The organism is Streptomyces sp. CA-210063 (assembly GCF_024612015.1).
Lineage (GTDB): Bacteria > Actinomycetota > Actinomycetes > Streptomycetales > Streptomycetaceae > Streptomyces.
On sequence record NZ_CP102512.1, the window covers coordinates 788687 to 811571 of the forward strand.

A 22885-nucleotide genomic window follows, 5' to 3' on the forward strand; every position below is an offset into this window, starting at 1 on the left:
CGCCGGCTGCGGGCCGTAGGGGTTGGTCGCGCCCACGCGGCGGAGCCGCACATGTCACAGCCCGGCGCCCCTAGAAGCAGGTGCTCAGCTCTTGTTCGAAGGCGCTCCGGACCACCGCGCCCTTCGTGCGGTCCAGTACCCCGAACACCACATGCTCGAAGTGGTTCTCGAACCTGCCGCCGTCCATGAGCAGGGCCCGGAACGCTGTCGCCACCTGCGTCGGGTCGTTGCCGAACACGCCGCAGCCCCAGGCGCCCAGGACGAGTCGGCGGTAGCCGTTCGCCGCCGCCGTCTCCAGTACGCGTTCCGCACGTGCGGCCAGGGCGCGTGGCAGCTCCGGCGCGCGCTCCGGCACCGTACGCCGGACGACCGACGCGTTCGGTGCCGCGGAGGTCAGGAAGCCGGCGGTGTAGGGGGTGTCGAGGAGGGTGCCTCGGTCGTCTCGGAAGACGGGGACGGCGGGTGAGTGGATGACACGATCCGTGTAGAACGGGTCGCGGTGGGTGCGGTGGTGGTCGTAGAAGGCGCGGGCTTCGCGGACGCAGGTGTAGAGCGCCGAGGCCCGGCAGAGGGCTTCCTCCTGGGCCTGGGCGCCGTTCAGGTAGCCGCCGCCCGGGTTGCGGGCGGACGAGAAGTTGAGGACGGCCACGGGGGCGGCGGAGGCGTCGGCGGTCGTGAGGCGGTGGGCGGCCTCCAGGCTGCTCTCACCGGTGACCTCGGTGATCGTCTTGACCGGGGCAAGCTGCGGTGTCTCCACCGGGTCGGGGCCGTGCAGCCGTGTGCCCGCCCGGGCGGCCTCCACCTCGGCCGCGATGGACACCTCGTGACCGGCGGGCGCGCGGTAGTGCCCCGCCGCGACGATGTCTTCGGTCTCCCGTGCGATTCCTCGCAGGCGCGCGCTCACGGCGCCACCCCGATGTACGCCGCGACCCCTGCCCGCGTGCGCTTCCCCGTCGTGCTCATGGACGCATCCTGGGCGATGCTGGTGAGGGACCGCAACGAGGTTTTCCCGACGTGAATGGCCCAGTACTGGTACGGGAAGAGGTGCCTGAAGTTCCCGGAAACAGAGATCGTCGATCCGCGTTGCCACGATGTGCACCCTTGTGCGAAAGCGGCGCAAGGGTTTTGGGTGGGACGAGCACTGCCGGTCCGGGCCCAGTGGAATCGGATCGGCGGCATGGTGGAATCTCAGGAGGATCCCTACATGTCAGAATCATCGAGTGGCTGTACGGAGCAACGCTCCGCGGTCACCGAGGCGGAGGTGGAGGCCCTGGTTCGGGGCATCTGCTTCAAGACCGGCCCACCCCGCACTCTCGGTGTCGAACTGGAATGGCACATCCACGAGCTGCGTGATCCGCGGCTCCCGGCACCACCCGCACGACTCGAAGCTGCCTACGCCGCACTGCGGACCCTGCCGCTGACCTCGCCGCTGACCGTCGAGCCCGGCGGCCAGTTGGAGCTCAGCTCGGCGCCCGCCGCCTCCCTGATGGAGTGCGTGGAGTCCGTCTCGGCCGATCTCGCCGCCGTACGCGCCACACTGCGCGAGGCGGATCTCGGCATCAGCGGCTTCGGCCACGAACCCTGGAACCCCCCGACCCGCTATCTTCACCAGCCCCGGTACGAAGCGATGGAGACCTATCTCGACCGCTTCGGACCCGAGGGGCGGGCCATGATGTGCTCGTCCGCCTCGGTCCAGGTGTGTCTCGACGCCGGATACGAGGAACCGGGCCCCCTCGGCCACGGGCGGCGCTGGTGGCTCGCGCACCAGCTCGGCGCGGTGCTGGTGGCCGCGTTCGCGCACTCCCCGCTGGCGCGGGGCCGGGTCACCGGCTGGCGTTCGACCCGGCAGTCACTGTGGGCGGCCATGGACCCGGCCCGTACGAACGCCCCCGTGCTGGACGGCGACCCGCGCGGGGCGTGGGCGCGGTCGGTGCTGGACGCGCCGGTGATGTGCGTACGGGCGGACGAGGGCCCCTGGCGCGTACCCGGGGCGATGACGTTCCGGGAGTGGACGAGATCCGACACCCCGCCGAGCCGGGCCGACCTCGACTACCACCTGACGACGCTGTTCCCACCGGTGCGTCCACGCGGCCATCTGGAGTTCCGCATGATCGACGCCCAGCCCGGTGAGGACGGGTGGATCGTGCCGCTCGCCGTCACCGCGGCGCTGTTCGAGGACCCGGAGGCCGCCGAGACCGCCTATCGGACCGTCAAGCCCCTCGCCGAGCGGGCCGGTTCACGGCCGGCGCCGCGCAATCCGCTGTGGGACGCGGCAGCCCGTTCGGGCCTGGCCGATCCCGAGCTGCGGGAGGCGGCGGCCGTCTGCTTCGCCGCGGCGGCCGAGGCACTGCCCCGGCTCGGCGCGAGTGCCGAAGTGCGGGACGCGGTCGTGGCGTACACCGACCGCTATGTGGCCCGGGGCCGTTGCCCCGCCGACGATCTGCTCGACTTGTTCCACGGGAAGGACATCCCCGCATGACCGCGCCCGAGACGCCGGCCCCGCCGCACGACGCCGACCCCGACATACTCCGGGAGCGCGCGCTGACGGCGCTCACCACGGCCCGTGCCCGCACCGCGCTCCTGACCACCGCCGTCGACGAACCCGACCTCACCGCGCAGCACTCGCCGCTGATGTCCCCGCTGGTGTGGGACCTCGCCCACATCGGCAACCAGGAAGAGCTGTGGCTGCTGCGGAACGTCGCCGGGCGGGAGGCGATGCGGCCCGAGATCGACGGGCTGTACGACGCCTTCGAGCACCCGCGCGCCGAGCGGCCCAAGCTGCCGCTGCTGGCGCCCGGGGAGGCCCGCCGGTATCTGCACGAGGTGCGCGGCCGGGCGCTCGACGTGCTGGAGAGCACCGACTTCCATGGCACCCGGCTCACCGACGCGGGCTTCGCCTTCGGCATGATCGCCCAGCACGAACAGCAGCACGACGAGACGATGCTGATCACCCATCAGCTCCGCAAGGGCCCCGCCGTGCTGTCGGCACCGGACCCCGAGCCCGCCCCGCTGTTCACGGGGCCCGCCGAAGTCCTCGTACCCGGCGGGGAGTTCATGATGGGCACCTCGACCGAGCCATGGGCGCTGGACAACGAACGGCCCGCGCACCGGCGGCACGTCCCGCCGTTCCACATCGACACCACACCGGTGACGAACGGCGCGTACCAGGCGTTCATCGACGACGGCGGCTACGACGACGAACGCTGGTGGACGGCCGAGGGCTGGGACCACATCCGTGCGCACGCCATCCACGCGCCGCTGTTCTGGCGGCGTGACGGCCGGCAGTGGCTGCGGCGGCGCTTCGGCGTCACCGAGGTCGTACCGGCCGACGAGCCGGTGCTGCACGTGAGCTGGTACGAGGCCGACGCGTACGCCCGCTGGGCGGGGCGCCGGCTGCCCACGGAGGCGGAGTGGGAGAAGGCCGCCCGGCACGACCCGGTCACCGGCCGCTCGACCCGCTACCCCTGGGGCGATGCCGATCCGACGCCCGAGCACGCCAACCTCGGACAGCGGCATCTGCGTCCGGCGCCCGTCGGCAGCTATCCGGCGGGTGAATCGCCGCTCGGCGTACGGCAGTTGATCGGTGACGTGTGGGAGTGGACGTCGAGCGACTTCCTGCCCTACCCGGGGTTCACGGCGTTCCCGTACAAGGAGTACTCGGAGGTGTTCTTCGGCCCCGAGTACAAGGTGCTGCGCGGCGGTGCGTTCGCCGTGGACCAGGTGGCGTGCCGGGGGACGTTCCGGAACTGGGACTATCCGATCCGGCGGCAGATCTTCACCGGCTTCCGCACGGCACGGGACGCCTCCGCGGAGGTCGTCTGATGTGTCGTCATCTCGCCTTCCTGGGCCCGGAGTCACCGCTGGGCAGGGTCCTCGTGGACCCGCCGCACAGTCTGTTCCGGCAGTCCTGGGCGCCCCGGCGGCAGCGGTACGGGACGGTCAACGCCGATGGTTTCGGGGTCGGTTGGTACGCCGAGGGGGACCCGGTGCCGGGCCGCTACCGCAGGTCCGGGCCCATCTGGGGTGACCTGTCCTTCACCGACCTCGCCCGGGTGGTCCGCACCGGGGCACTGCTGGCCGCCGTACGGGACGCCACGGTGCCGGGGGCGGACAACGAGGCCGCGGCGGCGCCGTACGCCGCCGGGCCCTGGCTGTTCAGCCACAACGGGGCGGTCGCCGGGTGGCCCCGGTCCCTGGCGCCGCTCGCCGCCGAACTGCCCGCCGTCGAGGTGCTGTCGATGGAGGCCCGCAACGACTCCGCGCTCGTGTGGGCTCTGGTCCTGAACCGGCTGCGCGCCGGTGACGACGAGGGCCAGGCGCTGGCGGACACGGTCCTGGAGGTCGCCCGGGCGGCCCCCGGGTCCCGGCTCAATCTCCTCCTCACCAATGGCGACACCATCGCCGCGACGGCCTGGGGCGACACGCTCTGGTATCTCGCCGAGCCCGGCCGCAGCACGGTCGTGGCGTCCGAGCCGTACGACGACGATCCGCACTGGGTGGAGGTGCCCGACCGGACGCTGCTCGCGGCGAGCCGTACGGACGTCCTGCTCACCCCGCTCAAGGAGCTGGAGGAACACTCCCGCCCGAACGACGACATGGCCCCCGTTCCACCGAAGGAGCCTTCTGCGTGAGCCCGTTCCTCGTCACCCGCACCCTGCCCGAGGACGCCACCGACGCGGCGCTGCGCGCCGATGTCCTGGACGGTCTGACCCGTACCCCGAAGACACTGCCGCCGAAGTGGTTCTACGACGCCCGCGGCAGTGAACTGTTCGAGAAGATCACCGAGTTGCCCGAGTACTACCCGACCCGTGCCGAGCGCGAGATCCTCGTCGACCGGGCGGGCGAGATCGCCGCGGCGAGCGGAGCGCGCACCCTGGTCGAGCTGGGTTCCGGCTCCTCCGACAAGACCCGGCATCTGCTGGACGCCATGCCCCATCTGCACACCTACGTGCCGGTCGACGTCAGCGAGAGCGCCCTGCGGCAGGCGGGCGAGGCGCTGGTCGCCGAGCGGCCGGGGCTGAACGTGCATGCCCTGATCGCCGATTTCACCGCCGGGCTCGCACTGCCCGAGACGCCGGGGCCGCGCCTGGTGGCGTTCCTCGGCGGCACGATCGGCAATCTGGTGCCCGTGGAGCGTGCCGCGTTCCTGGCCGGCGTCCGGGCGCTGCTGGCGCCCGGTGACGCGCTGCTGCTGGGCACGGACCTGGTCAAGGACGAGGCGGTGCTGGTCGCGGCGTACGACGACGCGGCCGGGGTGACGGCCGAGTTCAACAAGAACGTGCTGAACGTGGTCGACCGGGAGCTGGGGGCGGACTTCGACCCCGACGCCTTCGACCATGTCGCCCTCTGGAACGCCGAGTGCGAGTGGATCGAGATGCGGCTGCGGTCCCGTACGGCCCAGACGGTGAAGATTCCCGCGCTGGACCTCGCGGTCGATTTCGAGGCCGGGGAGGAGCTGCGGACCGAGGTGTCCGCGAAGTTCCGGAGGGAGGGGGTGGGGGCGGAGCTTGCCGCCGTGGGGTTGGAGTTGGCCCACTGGTGGACGGACCGGGAGGGGCGGTTCGCGCTGTCGTTGAGCAGGGTGGCGTAACGAGTTCCTTGCGGGTGCGGGTGGGTGGGGGCTGGTCGCGCCCCGCGGCGGAGCCGCATATCAGACACAGCCCCGCGCCCCTTGACGGCATGGGTCGCGCCCGGGGCCTTCAGGGGCGCGGGGAACTGCGCGACCAGCCACGAACAGCCCGCACCCGAAATCGCAGGCGGCGGGACGCCCGATCACTCGCGGAGTGGCGCAGCCTGAGGCACCGTGGAATGACGTGTGGCGCACCGGCCACGGCGGAGCACGCGACAAGGAGAACCCGTATGTCCGAGCACGTTTACCGGGTCACCGAGATCGTCGGCAGTTCGAGCGAGAGCGTCGACCACGCCATCCGCAACGGCATCGACCGCGCCGCCCAGACCTTGCGCAACCTGGACTGGTTCGAGGTGACGCAGGTCCGGGGGCATATCGAGAACGGGCAGATCGCGCACTACCAGGTCGGTCTGAAGGTCGGCTTCCGGCTGGAGGACGGCGACTGACGCGCTCAGGTCCGCCCTTCCCGCTCCTGCGCCACCTTCAGCGCGGCGGAAGGGGCGGCCCAGCGCGCCCGTACGACCGTGAAGCCCGCCCGCTCCGCGTCCTCGCAGACCAGCTCGTCGTCGTCCACGAGGACGCGGATCTCCCGGGTCCTGGCGAGTCGGCGGAGGATCTCCATTTTGGTGCGGCGGGCGGGCCTGCGGTCGTTGTCGCGGCGCATCCAGATCCGTCCCTCGGGCAGCCCATGGGCTGCGAGCCAGTCGACGGTGTCGCGGCGGCACCGCTCGGGGCGCCCGGTCAGATACATGACCTCGCACTCCTCGGCGCTCTCCCGCGCCAGCGCGATGCCCTCGGCGAGCGGCGGGTCCTGCGGGGCGGCGGCGAAGAACCCGTTCCAGTCGCGTGGCTTCACCTCCAGGAACCGCTGCCGGTGCGCGGTGTCGGCGAGGGTGTTGTCCAGGTCGAATACGGCGAGGGGCCGGTCGTTGTCGGTCACGGCACCAGCCTAGGCAGGCGCGTAGGGGCGCGGGGAACTGCGCGACCAGCCCCCACCGGCCCGCGGATTCATCACCGGCTTCCGGCGGAGCGCCCGCGCGGTGACTCGTGTCGTCCGTCGTCGCTTCACACAACCATCACAGACCCCGCCAGTAGCTTTAAGTTTCAAAAGTTAGGCTCATCATCTCTCCCCCCACCCAGCACAGGAGAATCGGTGTGCTTGACGGCCAAGTAATCGTGATCGGCGGCGGATACGGGGGCATCCGCCTCGCCAAGCAGTTGGACGAGGTCGCACGGGTCACCCTCGTGGACCGCAAGGAGGTCTTCTTCCATCGCATCGCCGCGCTCCGGGCCGGTGTGCACGAGAAGTGGACGACGACGCCCTTCATCCCCTACGACCGGCTGCTGAGCAACGGCCGTGTCGTGGTGGGCAAGGCGATCGACATCGACACCGGTGAGCGGCAGGTGAAGCTCGCCACGGGTGAGCGGCTGCCGTACGACGTGGTGGTGATCGCGACCGGCGCGGACTACCCGGAGCCGGCCCGTTTCCTGGGCACGACCACCGAGGAGGCGGCCAAGACGTTCGCCGCGCACCAGGAGAGCGTGGCCTCGGCCGAGCACGTGCTGATCGTCGGCGGCGGGCCGGGCGGCGTGGAGCTGGCCGCCGAGATCCGGCTGGCCCGGCCGGACGCGCGGGTCACGCTCGCGCACGCCGGGTCGGCGCTGCTCAACTCCACGCGCAGCAAGTGGGCCGGGCGGCGGGCCCTGACCTGGCTGGAGTCCCATGACGTGGAGGTGCGGCTGGACTCGTTCATCTCCCCCGGGGCCGACTACGGCACCTACCGGGACGGCCGGGGCGACATCATCGAGGCCGACCTCTCCTTCTGGGCCACCGGCACCACGCCGAACACGCTCTGGCTGCGGCTGGCCGGCCACGGGGCCTGGCTGAACACCGCCGGGCAGATCAAGGTCGACCGGGCGCTGCGGGTCGACGGGTGGCTCGACGTGTTCGCGGTCGGCGACGTGAACGACGTCAGCGAGCTGAAGATCTCCCCCGTCGCGATCGCCCAGGCGGACATCGCCGCCCACAACATCCGCACCTATCTGGGGAGTTCGGGCAAGCACCGCAAGGAGCCGCGCCTCTACCGGTCGATCCAGCGGACCCCGCTGATCGTGCCTCTCGGCTCGGCCGACGGAATCACCCTGATCCCCGTGCCGGGCGGCGAGACCGCCGTGCTCGGCGCCCGTACCTCCACGCTCGCGAAGGCGAAGACGCTGATGACGCCGTACATCCGGAAGCAGCTCGGCTACTGACGGTTGGGTGCCGAGTGCGGGTGGGTGGGGCTTGTCGCACAGTTCACCGCGCCCTGAGAAGCAGGGGCTACGCCCCGTGCTTCTCGGCCCGCAGAGACTGGTCCTCGGGGTCGTTGGCGTGGGCGAGGAAGTCGTCGACCATGCGGTGGAAGAGCCCGGCGAGCTGCTGGAGTTCCTCGGGCGACCAGTCGGACAGCGCCATCTGCATCCCGCGGACACCGGCCTCGCGGATACGGCCTATGGCCTCCTTGCCTACGGACGTCAGCTCGATGCGCTGGGCGCGGCGGTCGTCCGGGTCGGGTACGCGGGTGACGTAGCCGGACTTCTCGAGCTGCTGGACCTGGCGGGTGACATGGGAGGCCTCGACGCCGAGCCGGTTGGCCAGCTCCCCCGGGCGCAGCGGCTCGGAGTCGGCGATCTGCCGCAGCAGGGCCACGGCGGCACGGTCGAGCGGCACGCCCGCCAGGCTCATCAGGCGCTCGTGCGCCCGGGCCCGGGTGCTGAGGTAGGTGATGCGAGTGAGGGCTCGCTCGATCTCGATCACTTCCGGGGAGGCGGGGTCGGAGGGTAGCGGTGATGGGGACATGGGCTCTACTTTACCATCTTGTTGCCTGACTCAAGTAAGTTCATCGCTCGGGCAGCGCCCTCGGACCGAATGGAGCCCCCATGTCCATACTCGCCCGCCCAGCGGTGGCCGCCTTCGCGGCCAAGGCGATGCAGCGACTTCAGGCACTGGCGAACCGACGAACCGGCGGGCGCGGTTCCACCGCGTCCTGGCTCGCCCGTCTCCCCGAGTACACCTGCACCACCCGCGAGTTGACCGCTCCCACCTCCTTCGGCCCGGCCCGCGCCGTGCTCTACCTGCCCGCCGGCACCGAGGGTGCTCCCCCGCCGGTCCACGTCAACTTCCACGGCGGCGGCTACGTCATGCCGCAGATCGAGCTGGACGACGCCCTGTGCCGGTGCATAGCCGTCGAGGCGGGTGTGGCCGTGCTCAACGTGGACTACGTGGTCGCTCCGCAGCACCCGTTCCCCGCCGCGCCCCGGCAGGCCTACGAGGTCGTCAAGTGGGCCGCCGAGCACGGGGGCGAGCACGGCTGGGACGGCGACCGGCTGTCCGTGGGCGGCCAGAGCGCCGGCGGCGGGCTCGCGGCCGCGGCGGCGCGCCAGGCTCTGGAGGAGGGCGGGCCCTCGATCGCCCTCCAGGTCCTGCACTATCCGCCGCTCGACCTCGCCACCGGCGCCCGCGACAAGCGGGCCGCCATCGCCAAGCCGATGCTGCGCCCGTGGATGGCGGACGTCTTCGACAGCGCGTACATCCCCGACCCGAAGCAGCGCGCCGACCGCCTCGTCTCCCCCGCACACCCCTCCGACACCGCCGACCTCAGGGGCATCGCCCCGGCCTTCGTCGTCACCGCCGAGTACGACCTCCTCAAGGCGGAGGGCGTCGCCTACGCGGACCGGCTCCGCACCGCCGGATCGCTGGTCGGCCACCACGATGTCACCGGGGCCGACCACGGCTACGACAGCCAGGACGAGACCAAGGCCCGCCAGGTGTATCCGCTGATCGCGGCGCAGGTGCGGCGGGCGTTCGACAAGGGGGCGTCGTAGGGCGATCCCACCCGTGACCGGGGGCGTCGTAGCGCCGTCGCGCGGGGAGAGGGCCGGCCCGGATGCGCGGGTCGGCCCTCCGGGCCGTGGTCAGCCGGTCGGTGACAGGGACTTCTCGGGGTCGCCCTGCGGGGTCTGGCGGGAGGTGCGCAGGGAGGCGATGCCGATGAAGACCATGGAGGAGACGTCGGCGAGGGCGAAGGCCGTGAAGCCCCAGTCGCCGTTGCCGGCGGCGAGGAGCTGGCCGCCGAGCCAGGGGCCGAAGACGGCTCCGAAGCGGCCCATGCGGTGCGCCAGACGCTAAGCAACCGACCAAAGATCAACGTTTTTGTCAACAATCTTGGCGACAGTTGGGGCCTTGCGTGGCCGACGCACCCGGAGACGGGACCGGCGCGATCGGGGGGAAGCCCGTCAGTCGACCGGCGGTGTGCCGTGCGTGTGGAACGACTCGATGGTCTTCAGACCCCACGCCTGGCCCTTGGCGCGCTCCGCCTGCGTCCAGGTGATCAGCGGCCAGTCGGGGGCAAGCACCAGCCGGGTGAGCGGGTTGCACAGCTCGATGCGGTTGCCGCCCGGCTCGTAGACGTACAGGAAGAACGTCTGCTGGATGGCGTGCTTGTGCGGGCCCGTCTCGATGAACACGCCCTGGTCGAGGCAGAGATCGGCGGCCCGCAGGATGTCCTCGCGGGTGTCGGTGGCGAACGCGATGTGGTGCAGGCGGCCGCGTGAGCCGGTCCAGTCCTCGGTGTAGACGATGTCGTACGACTTGTTGGTGAAGGTCAGCCACTGGGCGGCGATCTTCCCGGTGTCGAGGACGATCTGTTCGGTGGGGCGGGCGCCGAGCACCTCGCGGGTGAAGGCGGCGTCGGCCTCGACGTCGGAGGCGAGGAAGTTGACGTGGTCGAGGCGGCGTACGCCCACGCCGTGGCCGGGTTTGGCCTGCGGCTGGTTCTTCAGGCCCGGCCTGAGGTCGGCCGGGGCCTCGTACCACTCGCTCTCCCAGTACAGGGCGACCTCGTGGCCGTCGGGATCGGTGGTGACGTAGAGCGGGCCGATGCCGGGTTCGTCCTCGACCCAGCGGCCCGCGCGCCCGGTGTTCTCCAGCTCCTTGACCCGGCGTCGCAGGGCCTCCTCACTGGAGGCACGCAGGGCGGTGCGGCGGATGCCGTTGGTGGAGTGGGCGGTGAGTATCAGGCTGTGGTGTTCGTAGTCGTCCCAGGTCCGCAGGTAGACCGAGCCGCCGGAGCGGCCGTTCTCGGTCAGGCCCAGGATCTCGGTGAAGAACCAGAGGCTGCGGTCGAGGTCCGGGGTGAGCAGTTCGACATGCCCGAGGTGGGCGATGTCGCCGAGCGGCGGGGTCATCGGTGACTCCTTAGGGACGGGAAGAGGGGTCGGCGGGCTGGGGGAAGACCGTGCCGTCGAAGATCTTGCGGGCGGTGCGGACGACGGCGGTGCGGCTCGCCGAGGGGCTGCCGTCGGGGCCGTACACCACGCCGGCCTCGATGTCGAGGAAGCCGGTGGGGTGCTCGATGCGCACTCGGTCACCGGTGGAGGGGAGTTGGGCCATGCCGTCGCCGACTCCGCCCTCCACGCGCAGCCCGGCCGCCACGCTCGCGGCGCCGAGTACGCCGATGGAGGTGTGGCAGCGCACCGGTATGAAGGTGCGGGTGGTGACGGCGCCGCCGTTCCGGGGCGGGGCGAGCAGGCTGAGTTTGGGCACGGTGGTGTGCTCGACGTCGCCGAGGCCCATCGACCGGCCCGCCGCCAGCCGGATGTCACGCAGCCGGTCGGCGAGGGCCTGGTCCGCCTCCAGCTCCTCGGGGGCCTCGTAACCGGTGATCTCGAGGGCGGTGGCGGGGATCAGGACGGTCGGCATGCCGTTGTCCACGCAGGTGACCTCCGTGCCGGCGACGAGGTCGCGGGCGTGTCCTGTGGGCAGCAGCGGACTGCCGCTCCTCGGGAACTCGATCACCACCGGCGCGGCCGTCCCCGGGACCCCGGAGATCTCGGCGTCCCCGGTGACCGCGATCCGGCCGCCGGGGGTGCGGAAGGTGGCGACCGCGCGATCACCGGTGTTGAGCATGCGGATGCGTACGGCCGTCTCCGGCTCGCCGGCGGTCACCAGTCCGCGTTCGACGGCGAACGGGCCGACGCCGGCGAGCAGGTTGCCGCAGTTCTGACGGTCACTCACCTCCGGCTGCTCGACGCCGACTTGGAGGAACAGGTAGTCGACGTCGGCCTCGGGGTCGGCCGAGGCGGACACCACGGCGACCTTGCTCGTCAGGGGATGCCCCCCGCCCAGGCCGTCGATCTGGCGCGGATCGGGGCTGCCCATCACGCGCAGCAGCAGGTCGTCGCGGGCGGCCGGGTCGGCGGGCAGGTCCTCGGCGAGGAAGAAGGCGCCCTTGGACGTGCCGCCGCGCAGCAGCATGCAGCGCACCCCGTCGAGCCACCCGGTCACGGCTGGGCCTCCTCGCTCGCGTGGTCCTCGTAGGACCGGTAGATCACCCCGAGGCGTACGAGGGTTTCGCGCAATCCGTAGCGGTCCAGGCCGAGTTGACCGTCGAGGAAGGCGGCGCGAGAGGCGGCCTCCTTCTGTTCGCGGGCCTCGGAGGCCTTGGCCGTGCGACGGGCCCGCTCGCGGGGGACGACGACCACGCCGTCGTCGTCGGCGAGGATCACGTCGCCGGGGCGGACGGTCTGGCCGCCGATGGCCACGGGGACGTTGACCGAGCCGCCGGTGGCCTTGACCGTGCCCTGCGCGCTGACGGCGGCGGCCCAGGCGGGGAAGTCCATCGCGCGCAGTTCGGCGGTGTCGCGGATGCCCGCGTTGATGACCAGGCCGCGTACGCCACGGCGTTGGAGCGCGGTGGCGAACAGTTCGCCGAACATGCCGTCGGTGGAGGGCGAGGTGGTGGTGACGACGAGGATGTCGCCCTCGCCGCACTGCTCGACGGCCGCGTGGATCATGAGGTTGTCGCCGGGCCAGGAGAGGACCGTGACGGCGGTGCCTGCGATGCGGGTGTCCTGCTGGATCGGGCGGAGATGGGTGCCGAGCAGGCCGGTGCGGCCCATCGCCTCGTGGACGGTGGCGACGCCGTACCGGGCGATCGCTTCGACGTCCTCGGCGTCCGCCTTCGGCGGGTTGGTGACGATCACGCCGCCCATCAGTCCAGCACCCCCGTGACCTGCGGGTAGGGGCGCATGTACGCCTCGGCCATGGTCTTGTGGGCGAGGCCCAGGTTGGGGCCCGCGTTGCGTTTGAGCTGGACGCCCCGGCGTACGGCGAGGTCGGTGTAGTAGTCCCACAGGTGCTGCTGGGCGCCGAGGCACTCCATGGCCTTGCGCTTGGTCTCCCAGACCTCGGTGATGTCGAGGAGCACCTCGGGCTTGAAGCCGCACATCTCGGGCTGGTGCGGCTCGAAGAAGAAGACCGGCGGGGCGCCGATGATCTCGCCCTCGGAGGGGTAGCCGATGGCCTGGGCGAGCACGCGGGCGTCCAGGGCCATGCGGGCGGCGGCCGGATGGTCGCCGTTGTACGGGTCCTCCAACGGATGGGTGAGCACGACGTCCGGCTGGGTAGCGCGGTAGACGGCGACCAGGCGGTCGGTGAGTTCGGGGGTGCCGATCAGCGGGTAGTCGCCGGCGTCGAAGAAGACGATCCGGGCACCGAGGGTGGCGGCGGCCTTCTCGGCCTCCTCCCGGCGGATCGCCTTGATCTCGTCGAGCTTCCGGCCCTCGCGCCAGGCCTTGGCGGACTCGCCGCGCTCACCGAAGGTCAGACAGGCGATGGTGACCTTCTCACCGCGCGAGGCCGCCAGGGCTATGGCGCCGCCGGCCCGCCACACGAAGTCCCCCGCGTGCGCGGTGACGACAAGAGTCGATCGTGGTGGGGCGGTGGCGGGCACCGTGCCGTCGGTCATGTGGGGAATCTCCTTGGTGGACGGACCGGACAGGCCGATCAGGCCTGTGGGCCCACCCCGGAGCGCGCGGGGGCGACGCGCTATTCGCGCAGCGCGGTGATGACGCTCATGAGGTGGGCGCGGACGGCCTCTTCGGCCGCCTGCGGGTCCCTCGCCGTGATCGTCTCGATCATGGCCAGGTGTTCACCCAGGGAGTGCTGGGGCCGTCCCGGCCGCAGCGCGAGCTGGAAACGGTGGCGCACCAGCTGGGCGTTGAGCCGCTCCAGCAGCTCCACCGCCACCCGCTGACCGGAGATCTCCCGGATCCTGGCGTGCAGGCGCTGGTTGAGCTCGGAGTACGTCACCGGCTCGCCGTCGGCCACGGCCTTGGTCATCGCCGTGCCGATGTCGGCCAGTTCGGCCAGCTGGTCGTCGGTGGCCAGGGTGGCCGCCTTCGCCGCACACAGCCCTTCCAGGACCATGCGGCACTCGCTGATGGCGACCGCTTCCTCCACGGTCACCACCCGCACCCGCGAGCCCCGGTTACGGATCCGCTCGACCAGTCCCTCGGCCTCCAGATCGATCAGTGCCGCGCGGATGCTGGCCCGTGTCACACCGAACTGCTCGGCGAGTTCGTTCTCCACCAGCCGCTGGGCCGGTGCCATCTCGCCGTGCGCGATCGCCTGCCGCAGCTTCGCCAACGCGAGCTGTTTGGCCTGCTCTCCGGTGCCCGGACGGGCTTCCTCCTGCATTCGTGCCCTCCCTGAGTGAGTGCCTGTCGAACGTAAATCTAGGCCAACAGGATTGTCAACAATTTTGTCCTCACGGGGTCGCACTGTTTGCAGGGCCGCTCTCTATCAGCGCCGGGGTTCAGAGCTGCTGCACACCTGGAGTGAACTCAAGTGTGTTCTGGTGAGCGGGAGTGAGTTCCGGTGGTGTTTGCGTGTCTCGGTCGTTGCGTCGGCCTTTCGGGAGAACTGGCGTTCTTGTGTCGAATGCGTGACCTCTGTGGGCGGTGGTCGTCGGGGACGGTGACAGAATTTTTCGGGGGTTGGGGGTGACGGGGCGGGTGGGCTGCGGGAGATGGCTGCACGGCAACCCCACCGGGAGCCCGCATCGTTTCTTCTACGACCTGTCCGGCACCGCCCAGCACCGCGACGCCCAGGTCCGCCACGCCCTCACCCGCCTGCTGCACTGGGCCCAGTCGTGCGGGGTGCAGGCGATCGCGGTGGAGGACCTGGACTTCACCGCCGAGAAGACCCGCGAGAAACACGGCCGCCACAAACGCTTCCGGCAGCTGATCTCCGGTATGCCCACCGGCCGTCTGCGGGCCCGGCTGACCTCGATGGCCGACGCCACCGGCATCGCGGTCATCGCCGTGGACCCGGCCTACACCAGCCGCTGGGGCGCCCAGCACTGGCAGAAACCCCTCACCAGCAACACCCGCACCACCACTCGCCACGACGCGGCCGCCGTGGCGATCGGCAGGCGCGCCCAGGGACACCCGATCCGGCGACGGACGGCACCGCCCCCTGCTCACCGGAGCGATGAGCAGGGGCATCGGACCGTACAGGCCCGACCAGGCATCCCCGGGCGTGAGGGAACCCGCCCCCGCATCCCCGGACCACGGACACGATCCGTGCGCGCCGGACGCGGAGCGAACGCGGGCGACCAGAACACCCAGCACCGTTCGGGGTGTTCGGCTGAGCACGAGTCCTGGCAACAGGACTCACTCCCGCTCAGTCCTTAGGAACGGTTCGCCGGTGGAACTCCCCACGAGGTGGATCAGCGACGGGCTACGAGAATGCTCAGCGCGTTCGCCGCGACCACCGCGCCGATGGCGGCCCACTCGATCCACCCCAGGTCCTGCCCGAGCATGATCCAGCCGGCCAGGGCGGCCAGGACGGGGTTGACGCTCATGAAGAGGCCGAAGACCTGGGCGGGTACGCGGCGCAGGGTGAACACGTCCGCGAGGTACGGCACGGCCGAGGCGAGGATCCCGGCGGCGATCGCGTAGCCGACGGCCCCGGCGGTGGGCGGCTGCCGTACGACCACGGCTGTGCCGACCGGCAGGAAGGCCAGCGCGGAGAGCCCGGCGGCGGCCGCGGAGCCCTGCGCGCCGGGGATGCGGCGGCCGACGGTGCGGTTGAGGAGGATGTACGACGCCCAGCAGCCGGCGGCGAGGAGGCCGAGCCCCATGCCGAGGTAGTCGGCGGAGGGCTGCGGACGCATCAGGGTGACCACGCCCAGGCCGGCGATCAGCGCACAGCACGCGTCCACCCTGCGGCGCGAGCCGGCCAGGGCGATGGCGAGCGGGCCGAGGAACTCCAGGGTCACCGCGAGCCCCAGGCCGATGCGGTCGATGGCGGTGTACAGCGAGAGATTCATCGTCCCGAACACCAGCGCGAGCAGCACCACCGGCCACCACTGCCGTGCGGTGAAGGACCGCAGCCGGGGCCGGGCGACGGCCACGAGGACGATCGCGGCGACGTACTGCCGTATCGCGACGACCCCGGCGGGCCCGAGCACCGGGAAGGCCAGCGACCCCAGCGCGGCACCGACCTGGTTGGACACCCCGCAGCCGACCATGGTGAGGACACCGGCCAGGCGTGCCCCGCCCGACTCGGGGGCCGGGGACGCGTGGGCCGTACCGGAGGCGGGGGCGGAGGCAGCGGCGGTGTCCATGGGCCGATCGTGCGACCGGACCGCCGTTGCGCAAAATGCATCGGTGAGTCGATCTATACGCTCACGTCATGAATGACGTCACGGACCCGGCCGCCAAGGATGTGGAGCTGCGGCAGTTGCGCTGTCTCGTCGCGATCGTCGAGGAGGGCACCTTCACCGACGCGGCCATCACGCTCGGGGTCTCCCAGGCGGCGGTGTCCCGCACTCTGGCCTCGCTCGAACGGGCCCTGGGGGTACGGCTGTTGCGGCGGACCTCCCGTGAGGTGACGCCGACGCCGACCGGGCTGCGGGTGGTGTCGCACGCGCGGCGGGTGCTCGGTGAGGTGGACGACCTGGTGCGGGAGGCGACCTCGGGCCATGTCCGGCTGCGGATCGGTTACGCCTGGTCGGCGCTGGGCCGGCACACGCTGACGTTCCAGCGCCGCTGGGGCGTGGCGCATCCGGGGACGGATCTGCAGTTCGTGCGGGCCAACTCGGCGACGGCCGGGCTGGCGGAGGGCTCGTGCGACCTCGCCGTGGTGCGCCGGCCGGTGGACGACCGCCGGTTCGACTCGGTGATCGTCGGGCTGGAGCGGCGGCTGTGCGCGCTGGCGAGCGACGATCCGCTGGCCCGGCGCCGCTCGGTCCGGCTCGCCGATCTGAGCGGGCACACCCTGCTCATCGACCGCCGGACCGGCACGACCACCACGGACCTGTGGCCGCCCGGCTCCCGCCCGGCGACCGAGGAGACACACGACGTCGACGAGTGGCTCACCGCGATCGCCACGGGCCGCGCCATCGGTGTGACCGCGGAGTCCACCGCCAACCAGTACCGGCGGCCCGGCGTCGTCTACCGGCCGGTGCGCGACGCCGAGCCGATCGCCGTACGGCTCGCCTGGTGGCGGGACGATCCGCATCCCGCCACCCCGGCCGCCATCGAACTGCTGACGACGCTCTACCGCCCCGGCTGAGCTCCCGTCCTCGGTGTCAGCCGCAGCACGGTGCCCTCCCCGTTGGCCGACAGGACGAGGGTCCCGTCCGGGGCGGCCGCGAGGCCCGCGAAGCGGCGGGCCATACCGGGCATGACGTCCGCGAACAGCGCCGGTTCGGTGCGGGGGACCACACCCGGCGGCGGTCCCACCGGCAGGTCCTCCGCGTCGATCCGCCGCTCCCCCGTGGTGAGGGAGACCGCCCGCAGCCTGCGCTGCTCGGTCTCCACCACGAACAGCTCCCCGCCCAGGACCGCAAGACCCTGCGGTGCGCCGAGCCCGTCCGCGACCACGACCGTCCTGCCCTCCGACTCGATCCGGAGCACCGTCCCGAGGCGTTCCTCGCTGACGTGGAGACGGCCCTCCGCGTCGAAGGCCACGTCCGTGGGCTGGTCGAGGCCTTCCGCGAGGACGGTCACGGTGCCGAGGTCGGAGTCGGGGTCGCTGACGTCGATGGCCACGACCCGGCCCGCGCCCGCCTCGGCGACGACGAGGGAACCGTCCGGGGCGACCGCGATACCGATGGGCCGGTTCAGCCCCCGCGCCCGCTCCCGACGTGCCCCGCTCCCGGGGTCGTACGTCTGCACATTGCCGAACTGCGAGGTGTAGTGCAGCAGTCCACCCTCGGCGGTGATGCCGTGGGCGAAGGGCAGCAGGAGGTGGGTCGTCACGCCGCCGGCTCCGGCCGCCGGGGACGGGCCGACCGGCTCGCCCTCGTCGGTCACGGCGGGGCTCGCCAGCCGGTAGTGGTCGGCCGCGTACACCGTGCCGCCGAGGTCGACCGTGACGCCGTAGGGGCCGTCGAAGCCGCGGCGGACGATCTCACGGGTGCGACCGTCGGGGTGCAGTTCGGTGACGCCGCCCGTGGAGTAGCTGGACACGAACATGCGGTTCTCGGCGTCGAAGGCCGCGTTGTCCAGCCCCTTCAGGCCGCTGGTCACGAGCGTGCGGGACCCGCCGCCGTGGAGGTCGATACGGGTGACGATGCCCTCGACTCCCCGGGAGAGGACGTGCAGGACACCACCCCGGTCGAAGCGGACCGCGACCGGCTCGTGCACGTCCTCGGCGACCACCTCGGGGGTGCCGCCGTCCGGCGGGATGCGCCAGACCTGGCCGGTGAGCATGTGCGGGTAGTACAGGTGGCCGTCCGGGCCGAGCTGCATGGCGTTGCCGAGGGCCAGGCCCTCGGTGAGCACGACCGGGTCGCCGCCGTCCGGGAAGAGCTCCATCAGACGGCCGTTGGGCTTCATCTCGTTGATGAAGAGCCGGTCCCCGACACAGGTGATGCCGTTGGGGTTCGACACGTCGTCGGCGACGAGGCTGTACTCCCCCGCCGGGCTCCGCCGCCACACCAGGCCCGGCACCAGGTCGGCTATGTACATCGAGCCGTCGGCGCCGAAGGCGAGGTCGTCCGGCGACTGCACCGGCCCGTCCATCGGGACGACGACGTCGACGTCCCCGGTGGCCGGGTCGACGGCGCTGATCTGCCCGGCGAGGAACTGCGCCACGTACAGCCGCCCGTCGGGGCCGAACGAGACCCCGTTGGAACCCCACAGCGGGTTGGGCGGGTTGAGCCGCCGCGCCTCCCAACGGGCGCTGGTGGTACGGAGTTCACCGGTCTCGTCGTACCGGTTGGGTCGCGTACTCATGTCGTCTCCCGGGGTGCTCATGTCCGCTCCCGCCCTGCTCACTCGGCGCCGACGAGGACGTCGTCCATGCCGCCGTCCGCGCGCCAGCGCCGCAGCAGTTCGTGGAAGGCGACCGGGCCGTCGCCGTACGACTCGCTGCGCTCCCTGGGCATGCCCTCGTTGTTGTAGTAGCCGGGGGTGCACTCGGCCTGGAACTTGTGCAGGTCGGCGGCCTTCTCGCGGATCGTGGCGACCCAGGCGGCCTCGGCCTCAGCGCTCGGCTCGACATACCGGGCGCGGCGCCTGCGGGCCTCGGCGACGACCTCGCCGACATGGATCGACTGCTGGTCGAGGATGTGGACGTAGTTGACCGCGCTGGCGTTCTGCATGGGGCCGAGCTGGAAGAGGTTGGGGAAACCGTGGCTGTAGAAGCCGTGGAGTGTCTTCGGGCCGGCCGTCATCCAGGTCTCCAGCAGGCTGACGCCGCCCCGGCCGTACGCCGGGAGCCGGCCGGACAGCAGCCCCGAGACGCCGACCTCGAAGCCGGTGGCGAAGATGACGCAGTCGACCTCGTACTCGACCCCGCCGACCACGACGGCCTTGTCGGTGATCCGCTCGACGCCGTGGGTGTCGGCCGTGTCGACCAGGGTGACGTTGGGCCGGTTGAAGGTCTGGAGGTAGGTGTCGCTGAAGGTGGGCCGCTTGCACATGTAGCGGTACCAGGGCTTCAGCTTCTCGGCGGTCTCCGGGTCCTCGACGATCGCCGCCACGCGGTCGCGCAGCTCGTTCATCTTCTGGAAGTCGGCGATCTCGTAGGCCCGTTCGCGCTCGTCCGCCGGGACGTCCGCGTAGGCGTCGGTCGGGATGAGCTTCTCCTGGAGGCGGGCGCTGCTGGTCCAGCCGTCGTTCACCAGGTCCGTCTCGGCCCGGACCCCGGTGACGGTCTTGAGGAAGTTGTCCATGCGCTGCCCCTGCCAGCCGGGGGTGAGCGTCTTCGCCCACTCCGGGTCGGTGGGACCGTTGCCGCGTACGTCGACCGTCGAGGGTGTGCGCTGGAAGACGTAGACGTGTGCCGCGTCGGCCCCGAGGTGGGGGACGACCTGGATGGCGGTGGCGCCGGTGCCGATGACGGCCACGCGCTTGTCGGCGAGCCCGGTCAGCCCGCCGTTCGCGTCGCCGCCGGTGTAGTCGTAGTCCCAGCGGCTGGTGTGGAAGGTGTGGCCCTTGAAGGTCTCGATGCCGGGGATGCCGGGGAGCTTCGGCTGGCTGAGCGTGCCGCTGGAGACGACCACGTACCGGGCCCGCATGCTGTCGCCCCGGTCGGTGGAGACGATCCACTCCAACTCGGTCTCGTCCCAGCGCAGTTCGGTGGCCACCGTCTGGAAGCAGGCGTCGCGGTAGAGGTCGAAGTGCCGGCCGATGGCCCGGGTGTGCTGCCGGATCTCCTCGCCGGGCGCGTACTTCCACTTCGGGACGTAGCCGAGCTCTTCGAGCAGCGGGAGGTAGATGTACGACTCGATGTCGCAGTGGATGCCGGGGTAGCGGTTCCAGTACCAGGTGCCGCCGAAGTCGCCGCCCTTCTCGATCACCCGGATCGACTCCACGCCGGCCTGCCGCAGCCGGGCCCCCGCGAGCAGTCCGCCGAATCCGCCGCCGATGACGACCGCCTCGACCCGGTCGTGCAGCGGCTCCCGGGTGAACTCCTGGTCGGCGTAGGGGTCGTCGTCGTAGGAGACGAACTCACCGGCGATCCGCTGGTACTGCCCGCCGCCGTCCGGGCGGATCCGGCGGTCGCGTTCGGCTCGGTACCGCTCGCGCAGGGCGTCCGGGTCGAAGCCCAGCTCCTCCGGGCTCGGTGACGTGGGGGTGGACGGGCTGTGGGGGGTGGACATCGATGTCCTCTCTGCGGTCCTTGTACGTCTGTCGGGTGGTGGTGCTGTGGTGCGGCCGCGTCAGGCGGGCCGGTGCCGGCGGAGCCAGGCGGCCTGTCCGCCGTCGACGAGCAGGTCCGTGCCGGTGATGTAACGCGCCTCGGGACCGGTGAGGAATGCCACCGCGTCGGCGATCTCCGCCGGGGTGCCGGAGCGGCCCGCGCCGCTGGCCTCCAGCATCGAGAGCATGCGCGCGCCGCTCGGGCCCTCGGCCTCCGCCTTCGACATCGCGGTGGCGATGACGCCCGGGCTGACGCTGTTGATTCGGGCGCCGCGCCGGCTCCAGGCGAGCGCGGCGGCCTCGACCCGCAGATGGTTGGCCCGCTTGGACACGACGTACGCCATGGTCGGGCTGTCCGCGACGGCGGCGACGCCGCCGATCCCGAGGAGTTCCTCCACCGGGGCGGTGGCGAGGGCGGCCTCGTCCGCACGGCTGAGGGAGGCGACATGACCGGCCATGCTGGAGACGCAGACCATGGCCGTGCCCGGCGCGGCCACGCTCTCGAAGGCGTCGATGACATGGGCCGTGCCCAGCAGGTTGACCTCCAGGATCGTCTTCGCCGACCCGAGGACGGCGGAGACACCGGCGGTGTGCACGACGGCGGCCACCCGGCCCTCTCCGGCCGCCTCTTCGGCGAGCTTGTCCACGGACTTCCGGTCGGATACGTCGGTCAGGACGCCCCGCACCGCGTGTCCCTCGTCACGCAACGCGTCCACGGCCCGGTCGAGTTGACCGCGCGAGGCGTCGGCGAGGAACAGGGTCCGCCCGCTGCCGAGCCGCCGCGCGATCGCCACGCCCATGCCGCCGGCGCCGGTGACGACCACCACGTCACGGCCCGGTTCAGGCAGCTGTTCCGCCATGTTCGACCTCCTCCAGTCGTGCCGGTCTCTCCGGCGGGAACGTCTCGCGCCAGCCGGCGCCGGACGCGATGGCCTGCCGCCACTGCCGGATCGCCTTGGGCGGCATGCCGACCGCGAGAGCGCCGGTCACCCGGTCGTCGGTGCGGTAGACAGCCACGAAGCGGCGTTCGGCCAGGTCCCCGTCGACGACGGTGACCTCGTCGTGGCCGCGCAGATGGCCGTAGGCCTGGACCTTCATGTCGTACTGGTCGGACCAGAAGTACGGCACCGGCGTGAACGGCTTGCGGGCCTCGGCGTCGAGCAGGTTGCGGGCGGCCGCCATGCCCTGCTCGGCCGCGTTCGTACGGTGCTCGACGCGCATCGACGTGCCGAACAGCGGGTTGTACCAGCGGGCGACGTCACCGGCCGCGTACACGTTCTTCGCGGCCTCGCAGTACTCGTCGCACAGCACGCCGTCGCCGACGGCCAGGCCGCTGCCGGCCAACCACTCGGTGTTGGGCAGGGAGCCGATGGCGACCAGCACCTCGTCGGCCTCGATCACCTCGCCGTCCGCGAGCCGCACCCCGTCCTCGGTCACCTCGGTGACGGTGACGCCGGTGCGCAGGTCCACCCCGTGGTCGAGATGGGCCCGGGACAGCACCGCGCCGACCTCCCCGCCGACCGCGTGGGCCAGCGGCACGGGCGCCGGTTCGAGGAGGGTGACCTCGGCGCCGAGACGCCAGGCGACGGCCGCGGCCTCCGCGCCGAGGAACCCGGCGCCGACCACGACCAGCCGCGTCCCCGGCGTCAGCCGCTCCCGCAGCGTCAGGGCGTCGTCCAGGGTGCGCAGCACATGCGCGCCCTCACCGGGCAGCCGGCGCGGCCGTACGCCGGTGGCGATGACCAGTCCGTCGTACGGCACTGTCGATCCGTCGGCCAGCCGAACTTCGCGTTCCCTGAGGTCCAGGCCGGTCGCGGCGGTCCCGAGGCGCAGGTCCAGGTCGAGCCCGTCGAGATGGGCGGGAGTGCGCAGGGTCAGCCGGTCGGTGTCCCACTCCGCCGAGAGGAGCTGCTTGGACAGCGGGGGCCGGTCGTACGGGGCGTGGGGTTCGTCGCCGACGAGGGTGAGCGTGCCGTCGTAGCCCTCGCGGCGCAGCGTCTCGGCCGCCGCGAGTCCGGCGGCCGAGGCACCCACGACGAGGATCCGCCTCACTGGTCCACCAGTCGGATCGCGGCGGCCGGGCAGATCGCGATGGCCTCCTGTACGCCGTCCATGAGGTCGTCGGCGGGGTGCTCCTCCAGCAGGATCGCCACGCCGTCGTCGTCCCGCTGGTCGAACACCTCCGGGGAGGCCATCACACACTGGCCGGAGGCCACGCACTTGGGTTCGTCGAGTTCCACACGCATGGGTTGCTCCTCGGTTCTTGGTACTGGTGGG

23 protein-coding genes and 1 pseudogene are annotated in these 22885 nt (G+C 71.7%); 9 read left to right on the forward strand and 15 right to left on the reverse strand.

Annotated elements, in window-relative coordinates; all coding sequences use genetic code 11:
- Window positions 1-70 precede the first annotated feature (70 nt).
- Complete coding sequence (locus JIX56_RS03440) at window positions 71-904, reverse strand: TIGR02452 family protein (protein ID WP_257537269.1); 834 nt, start codon at window positions 902-904, stop codon at window positions 71-73.
- A gap of 300 nt (window positions 905-1204) precedes the next feature.
- Here JIX56_RS03440 and egtA point away from each other — a divergent pair, with 300 nt between their 5' ends.
- The 5 genes from egtA to JIX56_RS03465 all read left to right on the forward strand — a co-directional run bounded on the left by egtA (window position 1205) and on the right by JIX56_RS03465 (window position 6075).
- Complete coding sequence (gene egtA, locus JIX56_RS03445) at window positions 1205-2479, forward strand: ergothioneine biosynthesis glutamate--cysteine ligase EgtA (RefSeq protein WP_257537270.1); 1275 nt, start codon at window positions 1205-1207, stop codon at window positions 2477-2479.
- Window positions 2476-3822, forward strand: a complete 1347-nt coding sequence (egtB, locus tag JIX56_RS03450; RefSeq protein ID WP_257537271.1) for an ergothioneine biosynthesis protein EgtB — start codon at window positions 2476-2478, stop codon at window positions 3820-3822. Before egtA ends, egtB begins: the two co-directional genes overlap by 4 nt.
- Window positions 3822-4631 carry an ergothioneine biosynthesis protein EgtC gene (egtC, locus tag JIX56_RS03455; RefSeq protein ID WP_257537272.1) on the forward strand — a complete coding sequence of 270 codons (810 nt, stop codon included), beginning with the start codon at window positions 3822-3824 and terminating at the stop codon, window positions 4629-4631. Before egtB ends, egtC begins: the two co-directional genes overlap by 1 nt.
- Window positions 4628-5590: an L-histidine N(alpha)-methyltransferase gene (gene egtD, locus JIX56_RS03460; RefSeq protein ID WP_257537273.1), complete on the forward strand. Its 963-nt coding sequence runs from the start codon at window positions 4628-4630 to the stop codon at window positions 5588-5590. The genes egtC and egtD overlap by 4 nt, the downstream gene beginning before the upstream one ends.
- A 269-nt stretch (window positions 5591-5859) precedes the next feature.
- Entirely contained in the window at window positions 5860-6075 is a 216-nt protein-coding gene (locus tag JIX56_RS03465; protein ID WP_257537274.1) for a dodecin, read from the forward strand.
- Between the two features lie 5 nt (window positions 6076-6080).
- On the opposite strand, the gene JIX56_RS03470 is transcribed toward JIX56_RS03465, so the two are convergent.
- Window positions 6081-6569, reverse strand: coding sequence for a phosphatase domain-containing protein (locus tag JIX56_RS03470; protein ID WP_257537275.1), 489 nt, complete (start codon window positions 6567-6569; stop codon window positions 6081-6083).
- A 215-nt stretch (window positions 6570-6784) separates the two neighbouring features.
- Here JIX56_RS03470 and JIX56_RS03475 point away from each other — a divergent pair, with 215 nt between their 5' ends.
- The gene (locus JIX56_RS03475) at window positions 6785-7882 is read left to right on the forward strand and encodes an NAD(P)/FAD-dependent oxidoreductase (RefSeq protein WP_257537276.1); all 1098 of its coding nucleotides are present in this window, start codon (window positions 6785-6787) and stop codon (window positions 7880-7882) included.
- Between the two features lie 67 nt (window positions 7883-7949).
- Here the strand turns inward: JIX56_RS03475 and JIX56_RS03480 are convergent, their stop codons facing one another.
- Window positions 7950-8468 (reverse strand): MarR family winged helix-turn-helix transcriptional regulator, encoded by a 519-nt coding sequence (locus JIX56_RS03480; RefSeq protein WP_257537277.1) that lies wholly within the window; start codon window positions 8466-8468, stop codon window positions 7950-7952.
- An 80-nt stretch (window positions 8469-8548) separates the two neighbouring features.
- Here JIX56_RS03480 and JIX56_RS03485 point away from each other — a divergent pair, with 80 nt between their 5' ends.
- Window positions 8549-9493, forward strand: a complete 945-nt coding sequence (locus JIX56_RS03485) for an alpha/beta hydrolase (RefSeq protein ID WP_257537278.1) — start codon at window positions 8549-8551, stop codon at window positions 9491-9493.
- Between the two features lie 90 nt (window positions 9494-9583).
- Here JIX56_RS03485 and JIX56_RS03490 read toward each other — a convergent pair whose 3' ends face one another.
- The 6 genes from JIX56_RS03490 to JIX56_RS03515 all read right to left on the reverse strand — a co-directional run bounded on the left by JIX56_RS03490 (window position 9584) and on the right by JIX56_RS03515 (window position 14147).
- The gene (locus tag JIX56_RS03490) at window positions 9584-9778 is read right to left on the reverse strand and encodes a hypothetical protein (protein WP_443031753.1); all 195 of its coding nucleotides are present in this window, start codon (window positions 9776-9778) and stop codon (window positions 9584-9586) included.
- A 126-nt stretch (window positions 9779-9904) separates the two neighbouring features.
- Entirely contained in the window at window positions 9905-10855 is a 951-nt protein-coding gene (locus tag JIX56_RS03495; protein WP_257537279.1) for a catechol 2,3-dioxygenase, read from the reverse strand.
- 10 nt (window positions 10856-10865) lie between these two features.
- The gene (locus tag JIX56_RS03500) at window positions 10866-11924 is read right to left on the reverse strand and encodes a 4-oxalomesaconate tautomerase (RefSeq protein WP_443032021.1); all 1059 of its coding nucleotides are present in this window, start codon (window positions 11922-11924) and stop codon (window positions 10866-10868) included.
- 26 nt (window positions 11925-11950) lie between these two features.
- Window positions 11951-12661, reverse strand: coding sequence for a 4-carboxy-4-hydroxy-2-oxoadipate aldolase/oxaloacetate decarboxylase (locus JIX56_RS03505; RefSeq protein WP_257537281.1), 711 nt, complete (start codon window positions 12659-12661; stop codon window positions 11951-11953).
- A complete protein-coding gene (locus JIX56_RS03510; RefSeq protein WP_257537282.1) occupies window positions 12661-13416 on the reverse strand; it encodes a PIG-L deacetylase family protein in 756 nt (251 codons plus the stop codon). The genes JIX56_RS03505 and JIX56_RS03510 overlap by 1 nt, the downstream gene beginning before the upstream one ends.
- An 80-nt stretch (window positions 13417-13496) precedes the next feature.
- On the reverse strand, window positions 13497-14147 hold the full coding sequence (locus JIX56_RS03515) for a GntR family transcriptional regulator (RefSeq protein ID WP_257537283.1): 651 nt from the start codon (window positions 14145-14147) through the stop codon (window positions 13497-13499).
- Window positions 14148-14485: 338 nt separating this feature from the next.
- Between JIX56_RS03515 and JIX56_RS03520 the strand changes: the two are divergent.
- Window positions 14486-15145: pseudogene (locus JIX56_RS03520) on the forward strand (IS200/IS605 family accessory protein TnpB-related protein); the annotation flags it as partial.
- Between the two features lie 35 nt (window positions 15146-15180).
- Here the strand turns inward: JIX56_RS03520 and JIX56_RS03525 are convergent.
- Window positions 15181-16080: an EamA family transporter gene (locus JIX56_RS03525; protein WP_257537284.1), complete on the reverse strand. Its 900-nt coding sequence runs from the start codon at window positions 16078-16080 to the stop codon at window positions 15181-15183.
- 68 nt (window positions 16081-16148) lie between these two features.
- Between JIX56_RS03525 and JIX56_RS03530 the strand changes: the two genes are divergently transcribed.
- Window positions 16149-17030, forward strand: a complete 882-nt coding sequence (locus JIX56_RS03530) for a LysR family transcriptional regulator (RefSeq protein WP_257537285.1) — start codon at window positions 16149-16151, stop codon at window positions 17028-17030.
- Here JIX56_RS03530 and JIX56_RS03535 read toward each other — a convergent pair.
- From JIX56_RS03535 to JIX56_RS03555, 5 genes are read right to left on the reverse strand one after another with little or no spacing between them, the layout of a single operon-like run.
- Window positions 17015-18697 (reverse strand): hypothetical protein, encoded by a 1683-nt coding sequence (locus tag JIX56_RS03535; protein WP_257537286.1) that lies wholly within the window; start codon window positions 18695-18697, stop codon window positions 17015-17017. The genes JIX56_RS03530 and JIX56_RS03535 overlap by 16 nt on opposite strands.
- A 38-nt stretch (window positions 18698-18735) precedes the next feature.
- A complete protein-coding gene (locus JIX56_RS03540) occupies window positions 18736-20568 on the reverse strand; it encodes a flavin-containing monooxygenase (RefSeq protein ID WP_257537287.1) in 1833 nt (610 codons plus the stop codon).
- A gap of 60 nt (window positions 20569-20628) precedes the next feature.
- On the reverse strand, window positions 20629-21468 hold the full coding sequence (locus JIX56_RS03545) for an SDR family oxidoreductase (protein ID WP_257537288.1): 840 nt from the start codon (window positions 21466-21468) through the stop codon (window positions 20629-20631).
- A complete protein-coding gene (locus JIX56_RS03550) occupies window positions 21449-22660 on the reverse strand; it encodes an NAD(P)/FAD-dependent oxidoreductase (RefSeq protein WP_257537289.1) in 1212 nt (403 codons plus the stop codon). Before JIX56_RS03550 ends, JIX56_RS03545 begins: the two co-directional genes overlap by 20 nt.
- Entirely contained in the window at window positions 22657-22854 is a 198-nt protein-coding gene (locus JIX56_RS03555) for a ferredoxin (protein WP_257537290.1), read from the reverse strand. Before JIX56_RS03555 ends, JIX56_RS03550 begins: the two co-directional genes overlap by 4 nt.
- Window positions 22855-22885 lie beyond the last annotated feature (31 nt).